18 protein-coding genes and 1 tRNA gene are annotated in these 19,798 nt (G+C 62.8%); 10 read left to right on the top strand and 9 right to left on the bottom strand.

Annotated elements, in window-relative coordinates; genetic code table 11:
• The first annotated feature begins 67 nt into the window (after positions 1-67).
• Positions 68-1,408 (top strand): DUF3422 domain-containing protein, encoded by a 1,341-nt coding sequence (locus AACH55_RS10420; RefSeq protein WP_338719361.1) that lies wholly within the window; start codon positions 68-70, stop codon positions 1,406-1,408.
• Positions 1,409-1,487: 79 nt separating this feature from the next.
• Here the strand turns inward: AACH55_RS10420 and AACH55_RS10425 are convergent, their stop codons facing one another.
• Positions 1,488-2,096 (bottom strand): FMN-dependent NADH-azoreductase, encoded by a 609-nt coding sequence (locus AACH55_RS10425; protein WP_338719363.1) that lies wholly within the window; start codon positions 2,094-2,096, stop codon positions 1,488-1,490.
• A gap of 146 nt (positions 2,097-2,242) precedes the next feature.
• On the opposite strand from AACH55_RS10425, the gene AACH55_RS10430 reads away from it, so the two are divergent.
• Entirely contained in the window at positions 2,243-3,214 is a 972-nt protein-coding gene (locus tag AACH55_RS10430) for a LysR family transcriptional regulator (RefSeq protein ID WP_338719365.1), read from the top strand.
• Positions 3,215-3,290: 76 nt separating this feature from the next.
• Here AACH55_RS10430 and AACH55_RS10435 read toward each other — a convergent pair whose 3' ends face one another.
• The 4 genes from AACH55_RS10435 to AACH55_RS10450 form a co-directional block, all read right to left on the bottom strand.
• Complete coding sequence (locus AACH55_RS10435; RefSeq protein ID WP_338719367.1) at positions 3,291-5,552, bottom strand: bifunctional (p)ppGpp synthetase/guanosine-3',5'-bis(diphosphate) 3'-pyrophosphohydrolase; 2,262 nt, start codon at positions 5,550-5,552, stop codon at positions 3,291-3,293.
• Positions 5,553-5,587: 35 nt separating this feature from the next.
• Positions 5,588-5,791 carry a DNA-directed RNA polymerase subunit omega gene (gene rpoZ, locus AACH55_RS10440; RefSeq protein WP_338719369.1) on the bottom strand — a complete coding sequence of 68 codons (204 nt, stop codon included), beginning with the start codon at positions 5,789-5,791 and terminating at the stop codon, positions 5,588-5,590.
• 81 nt (positions 5,792-5,872) lie between these two features.
• Entirely contained in the window at positions 5,873-6,511 is a 639-nt protein-coding gene (gene gmk / locus AACH55_RS10445) for a guanylate kinase (protein ID WP_338719371.1), read from the bottom strand.
• Between the two features lie 64 nt (positions 6,512-6,575).
• On the bottom strand, positions 6,576-7,490 hold the full coding sequence (locus AACH55_RS10450) for a YicC/YloC family endoribonuclease (protein ID WP_338719373.1): 915 nt from the start codon (positions 7,488-7,490) through the stop codon (positions 6,576-6,578).
• 348 nt (positions 7,491-7,838) lie between these two features.
• On the opposite strand from AACH55_RS10450, the gene rph reads away from it, so the two are divergent.
• The 6 genes from rph to sodC all read left to right on the top strand — a co-directional run bounded on the left by rph (position 7,839) and on the right by sodC (position 14,785).
• On the top strand, positions 7,839-8,567 hold the full coding sequence (rph, locus tag AACH55_RS10455) for a ribonuclease PH (protein WP_338719375.1): 729 nt from the start codon (positions 7,839-7,841) through the stop codon (positions 8,565-8,567).
• A gap of 154 nt (positions 8,568-8,721) precedes the next feature.
• Positions 8,722-9,312 (top strand): RdgB/HAM1 family non-canonical purine NTP pyrophosphatase, encoded by a 591-nt coding sequence (gene rdgB / locus AACH55_RS10460; protein ID WP_338719376.1) that lies wholly within the window; start codon positions 8,722-8,724, stop codon positions 9,310-9,312.
• On the top strand, positions 9,309-10,553 hold the full coding sequence (gene hemW, locus AACH55_RS10465) for a radical SAM family heme chaperone HemW (protein ID WP_338719378.1): 1,245 nt from the start codon (positions 9,309-9,311) through the stop codon (positions 10,551-10,553). Before rdgB ends, hemW begins: the two co-directional genes overlap by 4 nt.
• Positions 10,554-10,695: 142 nt before the next feature.
• On the top strand, positions 10,696-11,895 hold the full coding sequence (locus AACH55_RS10470; protein ID WP_338719379.1) for an HDOD domain-containing protein: 1,200 nt from the start codon (positions 10,696-10,698) through the stop codon (positions 11,893-11,895).
• 5 nt (positions 11,896-11,900) lie between these two features.
• On the top strand, positions 11,901-13,949 hold the full coding sequence (locus AACH55_RS10475; protein ID WP_338720262.1) for an EAL domain-containing protein: 2,049 nt from the start codon (positions 11,901-11,903) through the stop codon (positions 13,947-13,949).
• A 299-nt stretch (positions 13,950-14,248) separates the two neighbouring features.
• Positions 14,249-14,785 carry a superoxide dismutase [Cu-Zn] SodC gene (gene sodC / locus AACH55_RS10480; RefSeq protein WP_338719380.1) on the top strand — a complete coding sequence of 179 codons (537 nt, stop codon included), beginning with the start codon at positions 14,249-14,251 and terminating at the stop codon, positions 14,783-14,785.
• 288 nt (positions 14,786-15,073) lie between these two features.
• Here sodC and AACH55_RS10485 read toward each other — a convergent pair.
• The 3 genes from AACH55_RS10485 to AACH55_RS10495 form a co-directional block, all read right to left on the bottom strand.
• Positions 15,074-15,167: transfer RNA gene (locus tag AACH55_RS10485), tRNA-Ser, on the bottom strand.
• A gap of 144 nt (positions 15,168-15,311) precedes the next feature.
• Complete coding sequence (locus AACH55_RS10490) at positions 15,312-16,565, bottom strand: aspartate kinase (protein WP_338719381.1); 1,254 nt, start codon at positions 16,563-16,565, stop codon at positions 15,312-15,314.
• A 523-nt stretch (positions 16,566-17,088) separates the two neighbouring features.
• Positions 17,089-17,367 (bottom strand): DUF4148 domain-containing protein, encoded by a 279-nt coding sequence (locus tag AACH55_RS10495; protein ID WP_338719383.1) that lies wholly within the window; start codon positions 17,365-17,367, stop codon positions 17,089-17,091.
• A gap of 238 nt (positions 17,368-17,605) precedes the next feature.
• Here AACH55_RS10495 and AACH55_RS10500 point away from each other — a divergent pair, with 238 nt between their 5' ends.
• Positions 17,606-18,517, top strand: coding sequence for a LysR family transcriptional regulator (locus AACH55_RS10500; RefSeq protein ID WP_338719385.1), 912 nt, complete (start codon positions 17,606-17,608; stop codon positions 18,515-18,517).
• A 10-nt stretch (positions 18,518-18,527) separates the two neighbouring features.
• Here AACH55_RS10500 and AACH55_RS10505 read toward each other — a convergent pair whose 3' ends face one another.
• A complete protein-coding gene (locus AACH55_RS10505; protein ID WP_338719387.1) occupies positions 18,528-18,956 on the bottom strand; it encodes a thioredoxin family protein in 429 nt (142 codons plus the stop codon).
• Between the two features lie 112 nt (positions 18,957-19,068).
• On the opposite strand from AACH55_RS10505, the gene tsaB reads away from it, so the two are divergent.
• A complete protein-coding gene (gene tsaB / locus AACH55_RS10510) occupies positions 19,069-19,797 on the top strand; it encodes a tRNA (adenosine(37)-N6)-threonylcarbamoyltransferase complex dimerization subunit type 1 TsaB (protein WP_338719389.1) in 729 nt (242 codons plus the stop codon).
• Position 19,798 lies beyond the last annotated feature (1 nt).

A 19,798-nucleotide genomic window follows, 5' to 3' on the forward strand; every position in this document is an offset into this window, starting at 1 on the left:
GCCGTTACCGGATGCGCGCTTGCGCGCGCCCGGCCCACAGAATTTCCATCCTCCACGAGAACGCTCCATGTCCATCGTTTTTGCCAGCCTGAACCACCCGCAGCGTGTCGTCCTGGCTGCCGAGGTGCATTCGCGCCCCTTCCTGCAGCTCACGCGCTCGGAAACCCTCACGCACCTGGCCGTCTACGTGCGCGAAGACGGCAACAGCGGCCGTCATGCCAGTGCCCAGCATGCGCTGCTGGACGAGCTGTGCACCCATTTCGGCGTGGTCGCGCCGGGCGGCGAGGCCAAGCACTTCTATCATGATTTCGGCCGTTTCCGCCTCAAGTGGGAGTGCCACACCGAGTTCGCCACCTATACCTTCGCCCAGGCCCATGAAGAGGAACTCTCCACCGATCAGGCCTTCACCCGCGCGCCGCTGGCGCACATCCCGCAGCAATGGCTGGTGAGCCTGAAGGGCAAGCTGATGGTGGCCGCGCACGTGGTGGTGGAGCCCGCCGCCGATGATCCGGCCGCGACGGCGCGCCAGATGCAGCGCATCTTCGAAGGCAAGCTGATGAGTTCCAGCAAGGTCTTGCAGGGTGGCGAGATCTGGACCGACTTCCAGATCCAGTCGGATGGCTTCTCGCGCTTCGTGGTACGCGACATCGACCTGCGCGAGTTGCAGGGCGGGCGGCTGGCGCAGCGCATCCTGGAAATCGAGACCTACCGCATGATGGCGCTGCTGGGCCTGCCGCACGCCCAGCAGTCCGGCCCCCTGCTCAACGAGATCGAAGGCGATCTGGCGGCGCTGACGGCGGCCATGGTGCAGTCCGAGCAATCCACCACGGGTACGCCCGAAGAGATGGCCGAGGATGAGCGCATCCTGCGCAAGATCACGGGGCTGGCCGCGCGCATCGAAAAACTGTCGCTGGAGAACAGCTACCGCTTTTCGGCCTCGCAAGCCTATTTCCGACTGGTGCAGGCGCGCATCGAGGAATTGCGCGAGCAGCGCATCGAAGGCGTGCCGACCATCGGCGAATTCATGGAACGCCGCCTGGCGCCGGCCATGAACACCTGCCAGGCCATCGCCCGCCGTCAGGAAGCGCTGGCCGAGCGCATCGCCCATACCAACGACCTGCTGCGCACCCGCATCGGCATCGTGCAGGAGCGCCAGAACCGCCAGATCCTGGAATCCATGAATGCCCGCGCCGCCCAGCAACTGAAGCTGCAGCAGGCGGTGGAGGGTTTGTCGGTGGCGGCCATCTCCTACTACGTGATCGGCCTGCTGGGCTATGCCGGCAAGGCCGCCAAGGCGGCGGGCCTGCCCATCAATCCGGACCTGGCCACAGGGCTGGCCATGCCGGTGGTGGCGGCGTGCGTCTGGCTGGGCTTGCGGCGCATGCACAAGGGCCTGGGCAACCACTGAGCTGCAGCACAAAGGACAACGGGGCGCACCGCCTGATGCGGTGCGCCCCGTTGCTGGGAGCGTTGATGCAGGCCCGCGATCAGACGGTCGCGTTGATCTTGGCTTCAGCGCCAGCGACGGCCGCCTTGGCAGCTTCTTCGCCCATCGCCACGCCTTCGGCCACCACCAGCTCGACATCGGTGATGCCGATGAAGCCCAGGGCGCTCTTGAGGTATTTGCCCTGGAAGTCCAGCGCTTCCATCGGGCCTTCGGAATACTTGCCGCCGCGCGAGAGGATGATGACGGCCTTCTTGCCGGTCACGAGACCCACCGGACCGGTTTCGGTGTACTTGAAGGTGCGGCCGGCGCGGAAAACGTGATCGATCCAGGCCTTCAGCGTGGAGGGCGGGGCGAAGTTGTACATCGGCACGCCGATGACGATGGTATCGGCAGCCAGCAGTTCGTCCACCAGTGCGTCGGATTGCTGGATGACTTGCGCCTGCTCGGGGCTGCGGGCGTCGGCCGGGGTGAAGAAAGCGCCCATGAGCGCTTCGCTCAGGTGCGGCAGGGCATTGCTGGCCAGGTCACGGTGAACGATCTTGCCGCCGGGGTTCTTGGCTTGCCATTGCTGGGCAAAGGAAGCGGTCAGCTGGCGCGAGATGGAGCCGCCGGTACGGGCGCTGGAGTCGATGTGCAGCAGGGTGCTCATGGTGTTTCCTTTCGTTGTTCGGTGGGCAAGGCCACTGCGGTGAGGGCGCTTGCATTGGGGGTCAACGATACCCAGTTTTCATTTGTTGCAATAGATGCGAGAATCGCATTTCACTGATCCATTTTTGGTTGTAATCGAGAACCGCCATGCTAGACCTGAACGACATCTGGCTCTTCGTCCACGTAGTGCGGGCCGGCAGCTTTGCCGCTGCCGGACGCCGGCTGTCCATGCCACCCAATACCATCAGCCGGCGCCTGCAGGCGCTGGAAGCGGCCATGGGCGTGCGCCTGCTGCAGCGCTCCACGCGCCAGCTCAACATGACGGCGGCCGGGCGCGAATTCTTCGAGCGCTGCGCGCCGGGTCTGGAGGACATCGAACACGCCAGCGCCAGCCTGACCGACAGCCAGCGCGAGCCCTCCGGCAGCCTGCGGGTGGCCGCGCCGGTGGACTTCTTCGACAATTTCTCCATCGAGTGGATGCATGAGTTCATGCATCTCTATCCGAAGGTGCAGCTGGAGTTCGTACTCAACGATGGCCGTGCCGACCTGATTGCGGAGGGCATCGACCTGGCCTTCCGTGGCGGCGTGCTGCCCGATTCCAGCCTGGTGGCCCGCAAGCTGGTGCAAAGCCATATGGCCCTGATCGCCAGTCCGCGGTATCTGGAACGCCAGGGCACGCCGCAGACCCTGGCCGATCTGGTCGGCCACGCCTGCCTGGCGACCTCGCAGGCGTCACAGCATACGGTGTGGAAGCTGGAAGGGCCGCACGGTCCGGAAAGCGTGCGCGTCGTGCCACGCCTGTGCATCAACACCGCGCAAGGGCAATTGCGTGCGGCCCGGGCCGGGCTGGGGATTGCACTGCTGCCGACCATGCTGGCCTCCGAAGATCTGCGCAACGGCAGCCTGGTCAATATCCTGCCGGATTACCAGCGCGACACCATGGGCTTTTATGCGGTGTACGTGCATCGGCGCCAGTTGCCCAGCGCGGTCAGCGCGCTCATCGAATTCTTCGCCGACAAGCTCGAGCGCGGTATCGCCGACAAGGGCGCGCAGGCCTGTCAGAAGCATCTCGAAGACAAGGGCAGGAGCGCTCCGGCGGCTGTCAAAGCGGCGGCCTGAACAGCCGCATCACCTGATCCAATGACAAACGCCCGCATCGAGCGGGCGTTTGTCATGGCGGGCGAGGAAAGCTGAATCAACCGCGTTCGCGCAGGATACGGGCCACGCTGTCGATCTTGCGGATGCCGCGCATCAAGCGCGCCAGGTGCACGCGATCCTCGACCTGAATGGTGAAGCGCAGATACTTCATCGAGCCATTGCCGCCTTCGTCATCCATGGCCACCGAGACGATGTTGGCATCCGATTCGCCGATTTCGGCGGCGATGCGGGCCAGGGTGCCGCGTTCATTGTGGATCAGGATGGTGATGCGGCAATCGAAGCGGCGGTTCAGGTCGTGGCCCCAGACCAGATCGATCCAGCGGTCCGGCTCCTTTTCGTGCAGGCGCTTGGCGGTGTCGCATTCCTGGGTATGCACGATCAGGGTCTGGTCCGGCTTGAGATAGCCGGTCAGGCGGTCGCCCGGGATCGGCATACAGCAGGGCGACAATTGCGCCGACGCGCCTTCGCTGCCGGTGATGACTACCGGGTCGGGCTTGTTGGGCAGCATGTGGCCTTCCGGATCGAGCTGCGGCACGCTCACGCCGGTATCCATCATGGTCATGATGTGGCGCGCCACCAGCGGTGCCATGCGGGTGCCGATACCGATCTCGGCATACAGGTCATCCATGGTCTTGGCGCTGGATTCGTTGAGCAGACGCTCCACGATATGGGAAGGAAGTTCAGGTTCAATGCCCAGCGTATGAAGAGCATTGCCCAACAGGCGGCGTCCGACGGCTTGCGACTCGGCCCGGTTGGCCGTGCGCAGGCGGTGACGGATGGCCGAACGCGCCTTGCCGGTACGCACGTAGCCCAGCCAGTTGGGGCTGGGGCGGGAAGTGGGCGAGGTGATGATCTCGACGATATCGCCGTTGTGCAGTTCCGAACGCAGCGCGGCCGGTTCGTGGTTGATGATGGCCGAGGTGGTCTGGTCGCCGATGTCGGTGTGGATGCTGTAGGCGAAATCGAGCGCCGTGGCGCCACGCGGCAGGGCGATGATCTTCGATTTGGGCGTGAAGACGTAGACCGAATCGGGGAACAGGTCGACCTTGACGTGTTCCAGGAACTCGGCCGAATCGCCGGTCTGCTTCTGGATGTCCAGGAGTGACTGCAGCCAGGCATGGGTGCGCTGCTGCAGGTCGGTGAGGCTGCCTTCGTCGTCCTTGTACAGCCAGTGCGCGGCCACGCCGGACTCGGCCACGCGGTGCATGTCGGTAGTGCGGATCTGGAACTCGACCGGCGTGCCGTAGGGGCCGATCAGGGTGGTGTGCAGCGACTGGTAGCCATTCAGCTTGGGAATGGCGATGTAATCCTTGAACTTGCCCGGCATGGGCTTGAACAGTGAATGCAGCGTGCCCAGCGCCACGTAGCAGTTGGCAAAGCTGTCCACCACCACGCGGAAACCGTAGACGTCCAGCACCTGGGAGAAGCTCAGGTGCTTGTTGCGCATCTTGCGGTAGATGCCGTAAAGGGTCTTTTCGCGGCCATCGACCTGGGCCGGGATGCCGGCGGCGATCAGGGTGCTGGTGACGGACTCCATGATCTTGGTCACCACTTCGCGGCGGTTGCCGCGCGCAGCCTTGACGGCCTTGAGCAGGGTCCGATGGCGCAGCGGGTACAGGTGCGAGAAGGACAGCTCCTGCAGTTCGCGGTAGATGTTGTTCAGGCCCAGGCGGTGCGCGATGGGCACGTAGACTTCCATGGTCTCGCGCGAGATGCGGCGCTTCTTCTCGGGCGGCATCGAACCCAGCGTGCGCATGTTGTGCAGGCGGTCGGCCAGCTTGACCAGGATCACCCGCACGTCGCGCGCCATGGCCAGCAGCATCTTGCGGAAGTTTTCCGCCTGCGCCTCGACCTGGCTCTGGAATTCGATCTTGTCCAGCTTGGACAGGCCATCCACCAGCGAGGCCACGGAGGCGCCGAAGCGCTCGATCAGCTCTTCCTTCTTGACGCCCTGGTCTTCCATCACGTCGTGCAGGAAGGCCGCCATCATGGCCTGGGCATCCAGTTTCCATTCGGCGCAGATCTCGGCCACCGCCAGCGGATGCGAGATGTAGGGCTCGCCGGACTTGCGCATCTGGCCCAGGTGCATCTCGTCGGCGAAGCGATAGGCTTCCTTGACCTTCTTCAGTTCGGAAGGGGTCAGGTACTCTTCGAGCTTGGGGATCAGATGCGCGAAGGTCGCCACGCCGCTGTGGGCGGCCGGGGCGACTTCGAGGGGAGTTGCGGTGCGACCGGAACCGGCGGCACGTTTGGGGCTAGCAGCGGCTGATAAGGTGGAGTCGGTAGTGGTGAGGCTCATACTTGTCCGTTATCAGCTTCATGGACGGACCAGGATCAGGCCGGAACCTTCTTCAGCATTTCGATGCCGACCTTGCCGGCGGCGATTTCGCGCAGGGCGGTCACGGTGGGCTTGTCGCGGGCTTCGACCTTGGGGGTGTGGCCTTGCAGCAGCTGGCGGGCGCGATAGGTGGCCGAGAGGGTCAGCTGGAAACGGTTGGGGATCTGCTTGAGGCAATCTTCAATGGTAATACGGGCCATGTGACACTCCTGAAAGACGGTGTTGCGTGTGGATTGATGAGTCCGGCGCGGGGTTGCCCGTGCGGTGCTTGCTGTTGCTGTTCAGCTCGCGTGGATGCCCAACTGTGTGAACAAGTAGGCATTGCGGGCGGCTTGTTGCGGGAAGCGGCAGCGGGCGGCCTGGACGATTGCCGTCAGTTCGGACAAAGCGACGGCAAACTCTTGATTGATAATAACATATTCGAACTCCGGAGAGTGCGCGATTTCGCCGCCCGCGGCCAGGATGCGGCGCGTGATGACGTGCGGTTCGTCCTGTCCGCGCTTCTTCAGGCGCTCTTCCAGGGCGGCGATGGAGGGCGGCAGGATGAAGATGCCGATGGCATTGGAGAACTGTTTCTTCACCTGCTGGGCACCTTGCCAGTCGATTTCCAGCAGCACGTCCGTCCCGTTGGCGATCTGGTCGGCGATCATCAGGCGCGAGGTGCCGTAATAGTTGCCGTGGACTTCGGCCCATTCGAGGAATTCGCCTTCTGCCTGGCGCTTCAGGAAATCTTCCACATCAGTGAAATAATATTCACGTCCATGTTCTTCGCCCGGGCGCGGCGCGCGGGTGGTGTAGGAGATCGACAATTTGATGGCCGGCTCCTGCTTGAGCAGGGCGTTGACCAGGGTGGATTTGCCGGCACCGGACGGGGCGACCACCATGAAGAGGCTACCGGAAGTGGGTTTTTGGACGGGCATGGGGTCCTCGCGGAAAATGTCTTTTATCTAAGCAATGTCGGGGTGGAATGGGGCGGTGGCCGCGTCATTCCAGATTCTGCACCTGCTCGCGCATCTGGTCGATCAGCAGCTTCAGTTCCATGGAGGCATCGGCCAGTTCCTTGACGGCGGCCTTGGAGCCGACCGTGTTGGCCTCGCGGTTCAGTTCCTGCATCATGAAATCGAGGCGCTTGCCGACCTGGCCGCCCTTTTTGAGGATGTGACGGGTCTCGGCCAGGTGGGCCGACAGGCGCGCCAGTTCCTCGGCGATGTCGATGCGGATGCCGTAAAGGGTCACTTCCTGGCGGATGCGTTCCAGCGATTCTTCACGGGTCGCCACGGGGGCGGCGCCGTTCTGGGTCTGCAGCGCCAGGCCCAGGGCTTCGGTCATGCGTTCGGTGGCCTTCTGCTGGAATTGCTCGACCAGTTGCGGCACCAGCGGGGTGATGCGCGCCACGATGGCTTCCATCGCATCCACCCGTGCCAGGATCACGGCTTGCAGGGCCGCGCCTTCACGGGCACGCGATTCGACGAAGGCGTCCAGGGTCTGCTGCATGGTCGAGAGGATGTCGGCCTGCAGGGTTTCCTGGCTGATTTCGGCTTCTTCCATCACGCCCGGCCAGCGCAGCAGTTCGTTGATCGATAGCGGCGCGGCATCGGGGAATTGCGCGCGCAGCTGGTCTTGCAGGCTGGCCAGCTGGGCCACCAGGGTGTGGTTCAATGCTTGGCTGTTGCCGCTGGCCACCTTGCGGCCGAAGGACAGGCGGCATTCCACCTTGCCGCGCACCAGACGGCCCATGATGGCTTCACGCAGCATCGGCTCGACCGCGCGCAGGTCGTCGTTGATGCGGAACTGCAGGTCGAGGAAGCGCGAATTGACGCTCTTCATTTCCAGGGTGACCGTGCCGGCAGTGGTTTCACGGGTGGTGACGGCATAGCCGGTCATGCTGTAGATGGTCAAGGTCGGGACTCCATAAAGCGGGCGGGCGACGCAGCAGGGCTGCGCCAGCGGATCGGGTTGCGGGTGGGGCGGGCAGGGAAGGCAAATGGCCGATGCCGCGACGGCGGGCATCGTGTTCCTTTACAATGCCGGACTTGAACGTTGCGGCACCGCCTGTGCGGTCTGCCCGGGTGCCACCCGGTCGGAGCCCGCATTTTAATGAAGATTGGCGGCGCCGCGCTATCAAAAACATCAATCGGGCGGTTTTTGGCGGCGATTGGCCGCTGGCTGGCTGCATTTCGCTGCCTCCGCCGGCCTTTCGCCGACCCGGTACCTGCCCAGCTCGCTCAGTACAAGACAAGGATCACCATGACAGCTTCCCATCGCCCCAGTGGCCGCAGCGTTTCGCAATTGCGCGACGTGCGCCTGACCCGCCAGTACACCAAGCACGCCGAAGGCTCGGTGCTGGTGGAATTCGGCGATACCCGGGTGCTCTGCACCGCCTCCATCGAGGAAAAGGTCCCGGGATTCCTCAAGGGTAAAGGACAAGGCTGGCTGACCGCCGAATACGGCATGCTGCCGCGCTCCACCCATACCCGCATGGATCGCGAAGCCGCCAAGGGCAAGCAGTCTGGCCGCACCCAGGAAATCCAGCGCCTGATCGGCCGCGCCCTGCGCGCCGCCTTTGACCTGGAAGCCTTCGGCGAACGCACCCTTCAGCTGGACTGCGACGTGCTGCAAGCCGATGGCGGCACCCGTACCGCCGCCATTACCGGCGCCATGGTGGCCGCTTATGACGCCTTCACCGTGCTGCAGTCGCGTGGCCTGATCGAGACCATCCCGGTCAAGCAATTCGTGGCGGCGATTTCAGTGGGCGTCTACCAGGGCGTGCCGGTGCTGGACCTGGACTACCTGGAAGACTCGGATTGCGATACCGACATGAACGTGGTCATGACCGATGCCGGCCATTTCGTCGAAGTGCAGGGCACGGCGGAAGGCGCGGCGTTCGACCGTGCGACCCTGAACAGCCTGCTGGACCTGGCCCAGCAGGGCATCGCCACGCTCAACGGCTTGCAGAAGCAGGCCCTGGGCCTGTAAGCCCTAACAACGCGCCGGCGCAAATGGCCGTACAATGCGGCTCAGAAGCGATATGAACAAAAACGCCATGTGCCGCACCGACATGGCGTTTTTCATTGTGGCGCCGCCTCCGCTCTTGCGCACCCGGCGCGCCCCAGCAAGGATCAGGACAGACATGCAACCCAAGCAAAAGATCGTGATGGCGTCCAACAACGCCGGCAAACTGAAGGAATTCGCCAGTCTTCTGGGCGACATCGGACTGGACGTCCGCCCCCAGGGCGAGTTCGACGTACCCGAGGCGGAGGAGCCCTTCGGCACCTTCGTCGAGAACGCCCTCGCCAAGGCCCGCCACGCCGCCCGCCTGACCGGGCTGCCGGCGCTGGCCGATGATTCCGGCGTCTGCGTCAATGCCCTGGGCGGTGCGCCGGGCGTCCATTCCGCCCGCTATGCCGGCGAGCCCAAGTCCGACGCCAACAACAACGCCAGGCTCATCGCCGAGCTGGCGGCGCATGCCGACAAGTCCGCCTATTACTACTGCGTGCTGGTCTACGTGCGCCATGCCGAGGACCCGCAGCCGGTCATCGCCGATGGCGTCTGGAAGGGGGAAATCATCGACCAGCCGCGCGGGCAGGGTGGTTTTGGCTATGATCCGTACTTCCTGCTGCCGGCGCTGGGCAAGACCGCCGCCGAACTGACGTCAGCCGAGAAGAACGCCGTTTCGCACCGTGGCCAGGCCTTGCGTGCGCTGGTCGGGAAGCTGGCATGATCCCGATCAAGCCGGTCCCGTCCGACATCCCCGCCACCCACGCCGCCAGCGGCCCGGCGCAGGCGGCGCTGGCCTTCCTGAAGCCGGGGAGCTTGCAGCTGACCGCCTTGCCGCCCTTGTCGCTGTATGTGCATTTTCCGTGGTGCGTGCGCAAGTGCCCGTATTGCGACTTCAATTCGCATGAAGTGAAGGGCAGCTTCCCCGAAGAGGCTTACCTGGATGCCCTGCGCAGCGATCTGGAACAGTCCCTGCCGCTGATCTGGGGTCGCAAGATCCATACGATCTTCATTGGCGGCGGCACGCCCAGCCTGCTTTCGGCGGCCGGCCTCGATCGCCTGCTGTCGGATCTGCGCACGCTGCTGCCGTTCGATGGCGACATCGAGATCACCATGGAAGCCAATCCCGGTACCTTCGAGGCTGACAAATTCCGCGCCTACCGGGAGAGCGGCATCAACCGCCTCTCCATCGGCATCCAGAGCTTCAACAGCCAGCATCTGCATGCCTTGGGACGCATCCATGACGGCGACCAGGCGCGCAAGGCGGTGGAGATTGCGCACGCCAATTTCGACAATTTCAACCTCGATCTGATGTACGCGCTGCCACAGCAGACGCTGGAGGAGGCGCGCGCCGACATCGGCACGGCCATCGGCTTTGCGCCGCCGCACCTGTCCCTGTACCACCTGACGCTGGAGCCCAATACGCTCTTTGCCAAGTATCCGCCGGCGGTGCCGGACGACGATGCCAGCGCCGACATGCAGGACATGATTGCCGATCTGACCAGCGCCGCCGGCTACACCAACTATGAAGTTTCGGCCTATGCCCAGCCCAGGCGTCGCGCCCGGCACAACCTGAACTACTGGCAATTCGGCGATTACCTCGGCATTGGCGCGGGGGCACATTCCAAGCTGTCGTTCCCGCATCGTATCGTGCGGCAGATGCGCTACAAGCATCCCCAGGCCTACCTGGAGCATGCCAGCGCCGGCAAGCCCATCCAGGAAGAGGCCGAAATCGGCCGCGATGCGCTGGGCTTCGAGTTCATGCTCAATGCTCTGCGCCTGACCGAAGGCTTCTCCCCCTACCTGTTTGCCGAGCGCACCGGCATGGGCCTGAACCAGATCGAAAAAGCGCTCAACCTGGCCGAGCAAAAAGGCATGTTGTATCGCGATCACGCTTTGATCCGGCCGACCGATCTTGGCCGCCGTTTTCTCAATGATTTGCAGGAAATTTTCTTGTCAGAGTAAAGCCTTGTTGCAAGCCAGCTTTTATCAGGTATATTTAGAAAAAATTTAATTTTAATTAAGTATTCTGCTGGGAAACTTATTTATAGTTTTTCAACATGACAGAGCGTCCCGGCAGTCTGACGGGGCGCGCCACGATAAAAATATGGCTGTTCAGGATAAAAGCGTTCCATTCCCACTCGTGTTTTTGCAGCCCGTTGCCGACGTCCATCACGTCTGGACCGCGCTGTCTCTGCATATTTCACCGGCCGTCGAGGATGGCAGTGCCTTGCTGTCGCGCCTGTTCAATGAATTTGACCTGCATGAGGCGCTGGGCGGGCTGAGTTGCATCATTCCGGTGCGCGATCCTGCCATCTTTGCGCCCACGTTCCAGAAAGAGATCCCGGCGGGCCAGCTGGCCTTGCGCGTGCCGGTGGAGCACTGCGTGGATCCCGGCAAGATCGATGCGCTGGACTGGCTGCATAGCCGTGGCTTCGCCATCATCGCCGATGGCTTGCCGGCGCAGGGCGCGAGTGTGTTCCCCTTCGTCGGGTCGATGGCGCTGGATGCCGGCATGGGCCACCTGCCGGAAACCCGGCAATGGCTGCAGCGCCTGCGCGGCCCGCACCTGGCCGAGAATGTAGGCGATCCGGTTCAGTTCGATGCTTGCAGAGTGGAAGGTTTCCGCTGGTTCTCGGGCGACTATGCCTTGCATCCGGACAGCCGCCTGTCGCAAAAGAATTCGATTTCCCGTGCGCGGCTGTTGAAGCTGCTGGAGCTGGTGGCCCGCGATGCCGACGCCAACGAGCTGGAATCCTTGCTCAAGCAGGATCCGGCCTTGTCCTACCAGCTCTTCAAACTGGTCAGCTCGGCCGCCTTCGGCTTCTCGGCGCATATCACCAATTTCACCCAGGCCATCAACCTGCTGGGTCGCCGCCAGTTGCAGCGCTGGCTGCAACTGCTGCTGTATGCCCGCTTCCCCGGCGACGAGTCGGCCAACCCGCTGCTGCCGCGCGCCGCTGCCCGCGCCGCGATGATGGAAGCCATGGCACTGAAGGTGGAATGCAGCCAGGAAGAACTGGACCGCGCCTTCATCACGGGCATGTTCTCGCTGCTGGACATCCTCTTGGGCATGCCCCTGAACGACATCATCGAGCCGCTCAAGCTGCCGGTGGATGTTGTCAACGCCCTGGTCTGTCGCAATGGCCCGCTGGGCAAGCTGCTGGATGTGGTGGAGCGCTCCGAGGATGGCCGCATCCCGCTGCGTCATAGCGACCTGGATGCTGCGGGTCTGGATGCCGAGGTCTATTGCCGCTGTCTCATCCAGGCCTTCAATTGGGCCACACGCGTCAGTACCGAGGCGTGATGACGATGATTTCCTCCGTGGGCAATGACGATCTGGCATGCTGTTCGGCACTGCTGGACGCCGTGCAGAACCTGCAGGGCATGGCTCTGTACGCGGCGCTCGGGGGGATTGCTTCCGGTTTCTTGAAGCGCCCGGGTGGACGCTATCTGGTCAGCGCTCCGCCTGAGGTGGCCGAGGGGATATGCCAGGCAGTGCAGTACGAGGGCGCCCAATTCGGCTACTTCGTCTTTCCGCCGCTGACCCGTCCCTACACCGAGCATGAGCGCAACCGCCTGGGCTTGCTGGCGTCCTTCCTCGGACGCCTGATGCAGCGCCGCGCCGAGACCGAGAAGCGCGCCCGTTCACTGGATCAGATCGAGGCCAAGCTGGAACAGCAGGCGCAGATCCTGAACCAGATGCATGAGTCGGTCATCACCATGGACCCGGCCGGCTTCATCACCAGCTGGAACCGCGGTGCCGAGCAACTGTTCGGCTACAGCGCACAGGAAGCCATCGGCCGCAACGTGCTCTTCCTCTACGAGAACGAGGAGGAGGAAGACTCCCTGCGCGACCTGTTCCTGGAGCAGGGTGGCCGCGAGATGGAGGTGCGCCGCCGCAAGAAGTCCGGCGAGGTGTTCTGGGCCAGCCTGTCGCTGTCGGTCATGCGTGACCAGAGCGGCCACGCCATTGGCCTGATCGGCTATCTCAACGACATCACCGAGCGCAAGAACGCCGAAAAGCTGATCCATCATCTGGCTTACTATGACGCCCTGACCGGCCTGCCCAACCGTACCTTGCTCACGCGCACCGTGGATCAGGCGCTTACCGAGGCCCGCCACGAGGACATGCATGGCTGCGTGATGTTTGTCGACCTGAACCGCTTCAAGCCCATCAACGACACGCTGGGTCACGTGGCCGGCGACATGCTGCTGGTGGAAGTGGCCATCCGCCTGCGCCGCGCATTGCGCGAGCAGGATCTGGTGGCGCGCCTGGGTGCGGATGAATTCGCGGTGGCGCTGTTCGACATCGACAAGGATTACCATCCCGGCTTCGTCGCCCAGAAGCTGCTGGGCGTGTTCGATGAACCTTTCTTCATCGATGGCCACGAGCTGCGCGTAGGCGCCAGCATCGGCGTGAGCATGTATCCGGAAGACGCCAGCGACACCGAGACCCTGCTGCGCCTGGCCGACATCGCCATGTACCGGGCCAAGCAGGGTGGCGACAACAACGAAGGCGGCTACGTCTATTACAGCGAAGAGATGAACCGCAACACGCTGGATGTGTTGCGCATCGAAACGGGCCTGCTGCACGCCTTCGAATACGACGAATTGCTGCTGTACTACCAGCCCAAGGTGGATATGAACACCCTGGCCATCACCGGCGGCGAAGCACTGGTGCGCTGGCAGCATCCAGAGCGCGGTTTGCTGTTGCCGGGCGAGTTCATCCCCATTGCGGAAGAAACGGGCCTGATCGTGCAGCTCAGCGATTGGGTGCTGGACGCCGTGTGTCGCCAGGCCCGCTCCTGGAAGGATGCCGGCCTGCCGCCGGTCCGCATCGCCCTGAACGTGACGGCGCGCGAGTTCACCCGCTCGCTGCCGGATCGCGTGCGTGCTGCCTTGAACCGTCACTCTCTCAGCGGCGACTGGCTGGAGCTGGAAATCACCGAGAGCATGCTGATGCACAGCACCGACCGCGTTATCTCCATCATGGAAAAGATCTGCAGCCTGGGCATCACGATTTCGCTGGATGACTTTGGTACCGGCTATTCCAGCCTGTCTTACCTGAAGCGCTTCCCCATCAACACGCTCAAGATCGACCGTTCCTTCACCATGGGCATCCCCGACGATACCAATGACTGCGCCATTGCCAGCGCCATCATCGGCATCGCCAAGCAACTGCGCCACAAGGTCATTGCCGAAGGGGTGGAGACCGAGAAGCAATTCAACTTCCTGCGCGAAGCCGGCTGCAATGAACTGCAGGGCTTCCTGTTTTCACGTCCGATTCCGGCAGCCGACTTCCATGCCATGTTGCTGGAAGGGCGCAAGCTCAATGTAATGCCGGATGCTGCGGCATAGGGTGGCATAGGGCGGCATCGTCTGCCGCCTCCAATGATCCGTGATGCCTTTGTCGGGCCCGCCTGTGTTGCCCGGCTTGTTGCTGCCTTTCCTTGCATTTGCGCGTTGTCCTCCGCCGGGGCGACTCCTGTCCGCTAGTTCGTGTGACAATCAAATGCATATTCTTTGGGCATTCTCTCGAATCTTTTCGGTCTGATGGGAGAATATTGTCCAGATTTCATCGCCGATTTCGCCGCTTTCCGGCGACCCGTGGCGTCAGTGTCTATTCTTCACCCTTCGTTCAACCAAGGAGAATGATTATGAAACGAGCTATTGCACTGCTGGCCCTGATGGCTGGCGCATCTGTGGCCTCCGCCACCCTGGCGGCCGAGGCGCCGGTCAAGGTGGCGCTGAACCTGGTCAATGCACAGGGCGTGGCGTCCCCGGCGGGAGAGGTCACCATCAGCGAGACCCCCTATGGATTGTTGTTCCAGCCGGCGCTGACGGGCTTGCCGGCGGGTGTGCATGGCTTCCATGTGCATCAGAATCCTTCCTGCGCGCCGCTGGAGAAGGACGGCAAGATGGAGCCGGCCCTGGCCGCAGGCGGACATTGGGATCCGCAAAAGACCGGCAAGCACGAGGGCCCTTATGGCGACGGGCACCTGGGCGATCTGCCGGCCCTGTACGTCACGGCGGATGGCAAGGCCGATTATCCGGTGCTGGCGCCGCGCCTGAAGACCTTGGCCGAAGTCCGTGGACATGCGCTGATGGTGCATGTGGGCGGAGACAATCACTCGGATCATCCGGCGGCGCTGGGTGGCGGGGGTGTGCGGTTGGCGTGTGGGGTGATCCAGTAAGCAGGCCGCGCGCCTGTGCCTGAGGGGCCTCAGTGCCGGCCCCGCAGGCTCAGGCCTGCTGGCGGGCGCGAATATCGCGCAGGATCTTTTGCGGGGATTCGCCCAGTACCTCGGCAAAGGCGTGCCGAGGCCGGTCTGTATGGCAACGCATAAATGCCGTGGCGAGATTGGCTGATCTTGCTGGGGATTCTTATAGGCTCTTTCAAGTGAAAGAGGCACCCCTAAGAGTGACACCAACATCGAAGAACCAATAAAAAAGCCCCTGTAAAACAGGGGCTTAGTAATGCTTGGCGGAGACGGAGGGATTCGAACCCTCGATACAGGTTTAAGCCCGTATGCTTCCTTAGCAGGGAAGTGCCTTCGACCACTCGGCCACGTCTCCACACTGAAGGCTGTTGTCGCATTGCTGCGTTGCCTCAGCGAAGACCGAGATAATATCTTCTCATTTGCATCCGGTCAACAGTGGTCTTGCAAAAAATCACCGTTTTTTCAGCCATGCGGTCTTCGCCTTGTATCGGCGCGCGATTTACTTGGCGCTGTCCAGGTCAAATGCCTTGTGCAGGGCGCGCACGGCCAGTTCCATGTACTTCTCGTCGATCAGCACCGAGATCTTGATTTCCGAAGTGGAGATCATCTGGATGTTCACGCCTTCTTCGGACAGGGTGCGGAACATCTGCGAAGCGATACCCACGTGGCTGCGCATGCCCACGCCCACCACCGAGACCTTGGAGACCTTGGTGTCGCCGTTGATGGCAGCTGCACCGATGTGCGCCTTCACGCTGCTGTTCAACACTTCCACGGCCTTGGCGTATTCGCCGCGCGGCACCGTGAAAGTGAAGTCGGTCTTGCCTTCCACCGACTGGTTCTGGATGATCATGTCCACTTCGATGTTGGCGTCGGCCACCGGGCCCAGGATCTGGTAGGCGATGCCCGGACGGTCGGGCACGCCCAGCACGGTGATCTTGGCTTCGTCGCGGCTGAAGGCGATGCCGGTGATGGTTGCTTGTTCCATGTTCTTGTCTTCCTCAAACGAAATCAGGGTGCCGGAGGCGGCTTCTTCGGCCAGCGGCGTGAGCGGGTCGGTCAGCGACGACAGCACGCGGGTCGGCATCTTGTAGTTGCCGGCGAATTCCACGGAGCGGATCTGCAGGACCTTGGAACCCAGGGAGGCCATTTCCAGCATCTCCTCGAAGGTCACGGTCTTCAGGCGCCGGGCATCGCTCACCACGCGCGGGTCGGTGGTGTAGACACCATCCACGTCGGTGTAGATCAGGCATTCGGCAGCCTTCATGGCCGCGGCCACGGCCACGGCCGAAGTGTCCGAGCCGCCACGGCCCAGGGTGGTGATGTTGCCGTCGGCGTCCACGCCCTGGAAGCCGGTGATGATGACGATCTTGCCGGCATTCAAATCCTTGCGGACCTTGGCATCATCGATGGAGCGGATGCGCGCCTTGGTGAAGGCCGAATCGGTCTTGATGGGAACCTGCCAGCCAGCGTAGGACACGGCCTGCTTGCCCAGCGCCTGCAGGGCGATGGCCAAGAGCGCCACCGAGACCTGTTCGCCGGTGGAGGCCAGCATGTCCAGCTCGCGGCCGTCGGGCTGGGCCATGATTTCCTTGGCCATGCCCAGGAGGCGGTTGGTTTCACCAGACATCGCCGAGGGCACGACAACGATCTGATGGCCGGCGTCGTGCCATTTGGCAACGCGCTTTGCGACATTCTGGATGCGCTCGATTGAGCCCATCGAGGTGCCGCCGTATTTGTGAACGTATAAAGCCATAGGGATAAAAATAGGTGGCCCGACTTTGACAAGAAACCCTTAGCTAGGCCGGAAGGAACAAACCCTTGACTTTACATGCGGTGCGCAAAAAGCTCAAGGGAAAGCTTGATCTGGCACGACTTTGCGGGGAATTTTGCATGTGGCGACGCAGCAAAAATGAGCGTCGGCAAGCGGCTGTCTGCACGATTTGCCAGGCTCAGGCGGTGAGAATGCGCAGGCCGTGCACCAAGGGCGGGATAAGTGAAGAAAAAGGGGATGCGAGAAGAGGCAGGGTGAAGGCTGGTGCACCAGCTGTCATGCGCCCGGTCATTCATGGCGGCATGGCAGGTGGTGCTGCGGTACTTGAAACTTCGGTACTGCGGGTGAGACGCTAAGGTAGTGCTGGTTCCCGGCAAGCTGGTTCAGACGCAGGCGGCGGGCATTCGTTCGCGCTCATTCAGGTTCGGCGCGGGGCATGCTCCGGTGCGGAACGCGGCCATGAGGGAATCGGTCCATCCATTGTCCGGATGCAGATCGGTTCCGATCAGGCGCCGGTGTAGAGGTTTTGCGAGGCACCGTTGGCCTGTTGCACCTGCTTTTCGATATCCTGGCGGCTCAGTTGCGAGGGAGCCTGGCGAATGAAGGGATATTCATTGCGCGAGACGATCTCGTGATTGGCCTGGGCGCGTTGCAGTTCGGCCTTCACGTCGGCGCGGGTCTGGGTCGAGTGGAACGGGGTTTCCGGAGGATACGGTGCTTCAGCCATGGCGGCACCGGCAGCAGCCAGCAGGGAGGCGGCAACGACGATATTCTTGATGTTCATGATAGTGTCCTCTGTTCAGGTAAGTGGGGGTCTTCTTCTCCAGAGGCCGGCAAGTCGGTGCTCTCCTTGTGGGAAAGCCCACTCGTGGGCCCTCTGGCGAAGCCGGCAGGCGTCTTGCATGTTGCTGTGCTGCAGTGCGCCAACCGATGCATGAAGTGTAAATATTGCGAAGACGAAGAAAAATAGGTTTAATCGGAATTGACTATTTCTCTTTGTGGAACAATCAAGGGCTTGAAAAATGGATCGTCTGCAATCAATGCGGGTGTTTGCGAAGGTGGTGGAGCAGGGCAGTTTCGTGCGCGCGGCCGAGTTGCTGGAGATTTCCAATGCGGTGGCCACCCGCTTCATTGCTGATCTGGAAGCCCATCTGGGCACGCGTCTGCTCAACCGGTCGACCCGCCGGCTTTCCCTCACCGAGGCCGGGCAGGCCTATCTGGAGCGGGTACGCATGATCCTGGCCGAGGTCGATGATGCCGAGGCGCTGGTGTCGCTGGAGACCAAACGCCCGGCGGGCACCCTGGCGATCTATTCCAATGCCGGTTTCGGGCAGTCGCAGCTGGGTGAGATGCTGGCCGCCTATGCCGAGGCCTACCCGGAGGTGGGGCTGGACATCCACCTCTCGGACCGCTCCATCGATCTGGTGGAAGAGGGCATCGATATCGGATTCTTCAGTAGCATGCAGAAGTTCGATGCCAGCATGATCGTGCGACAGCTGGGTGTAGCCAAGGTGATCCTTTGTGCTTCACCTGCCTACGTGGCCCGCGCCGGTGCGCCCGAGCAGCCCGAAGATCTGTCCCGGCACAGCTGCCTGAACTTCTCGCATGAATATTTGCGCCATCACTGGCATGTCAATACCGAGGGTGGCGTGATGGATGTGCCCATCGTCAGCAAGGTGGTGTCCAACAGCGGGGTGCTTTTGCGCGACCTGGCGCTGGCCGGCATGGGCATCGCGTTGCGGCCTTCCTATTCGCTCGGGGATGACCTGCGCTGTGGCAAGCTGGTGCAGGTGTTGCCGGGCTTCGATATGGGCCAGGTGGTCATTTCGATGGTCTATCCGAGCCGCCGGCTGTTGTCGGCCAAGGTGCGCAGCTTTGCCGATTTCGTCAGCGCGCGCTTTCCGCATCCGGAAACCGATCCCTGGCTGGGCTGAGGCGCACGCTTCAGCCGATGACGTCCGCGAGCTTGTCCAGCAGGGCGCACTCTTGTTGCCAGCTGCGGCGTTCGGCGGTACTGGCGGCTTCGCGTTGCAGCTCGGCATCGCTCTTGTCGAGCTGGGCCAGCAGGATGCGTTCGGCCAGGCGGGTATCCGGTTCCATGGGACCGAAGAACGCCACGGTGGCACCGCGTTCGATCAGGAGGGTGGGGAAATTGTCGATGTCGAGATCACCGACCAGATCGGCCTGGTCTTCGATGTCGATCCAGACGAAATGGTGTTGCGGATAGCGTGCCGCCCAGGCCTGGAAGGCAGCTTCATATTCACGGCAACTGCCGCACCAGTTCGCACACAGGCAGGCCACGACCCAGGTGTCGTTGCGAAGCGCCTCTGCAAGGTGGCGGCGATTGGTTTGGTCTAGTTTCAGGTAGGACATGGCGCGGTTATTTTACCCCCCTTCGCAGCGCATGGTTTTGCGCTGCCGCACAAAGGCTCACGATAGACGCGAACGAACCGAACAATTGCGCGCCGCACGGTAAAATAGCGGGATGTCCACGATTCTTGCCATAGAAACCTCCACCGAGCTGGCCTCGGCGGCCTTGCTCTACCGGGGCGAACTGATTGCGCGCCAGTCCGCCGGCGCCCAGACCCACTCCGATGCCATTCTCCCCATGATCCAGCAATTGCTGGCCGATGCCGGCCTGGCGCTATCGCAATGCGATGCGCTGGCCTTCGGGGTCGGGCCCGGCTCCTTCACGGGCGTGCGCACGGCCTGCGGCGTGGTGCAGGGGCTTGCCTTCGGGGCCGACCGGCCCGTAGTTCCTGTCATTACCTTGGAGGCCGCAGCCCAGGCATGCCGCGACGAAGCGCCCGAGGCCGATGAGGTGCTGGCCATCCTCGACGCCCGCATGGGCGAAGTCTACTGGGCCCGTTACCGGGCCCGCGCCCAGGGCGGCTGGGATGTGCTGGCCGAACCGGCGCTGTCTTGCGCCGCCCAGGTGCCGGTCGATCACCGCCCCCACGCGTGCGGCAATGGTTTGTCGGTGTATGCCGGGCACTTCAGCGCTGACTTCTGTGCCGGCGCCTTTGCCTCCATCCATCCGCTGGCCATGCCTCATGCGCGCCAGGTGGCCAGGCTGGGGCAGGTGCATTTCAATGAGGGCGTAGCCTTGCCGGCGCAGCAGGCGCAGCAGGCGCAGCCGCTTTACCTGCGCAACAAGGTCGCCCTCACCACCGCCGAACGCGAAGTGCGCGATGCCGCCAAAGGTGCTGCATGAG

The organism is Herbaspirillum sp. DW155 (assembly GCF_037076565.1).
Lineage (GTDB): Bacteria > Pseudomonadota > Gammaproteobacteria > Burkholderiales > Burkholderiaceae_D > Herbaspirillum.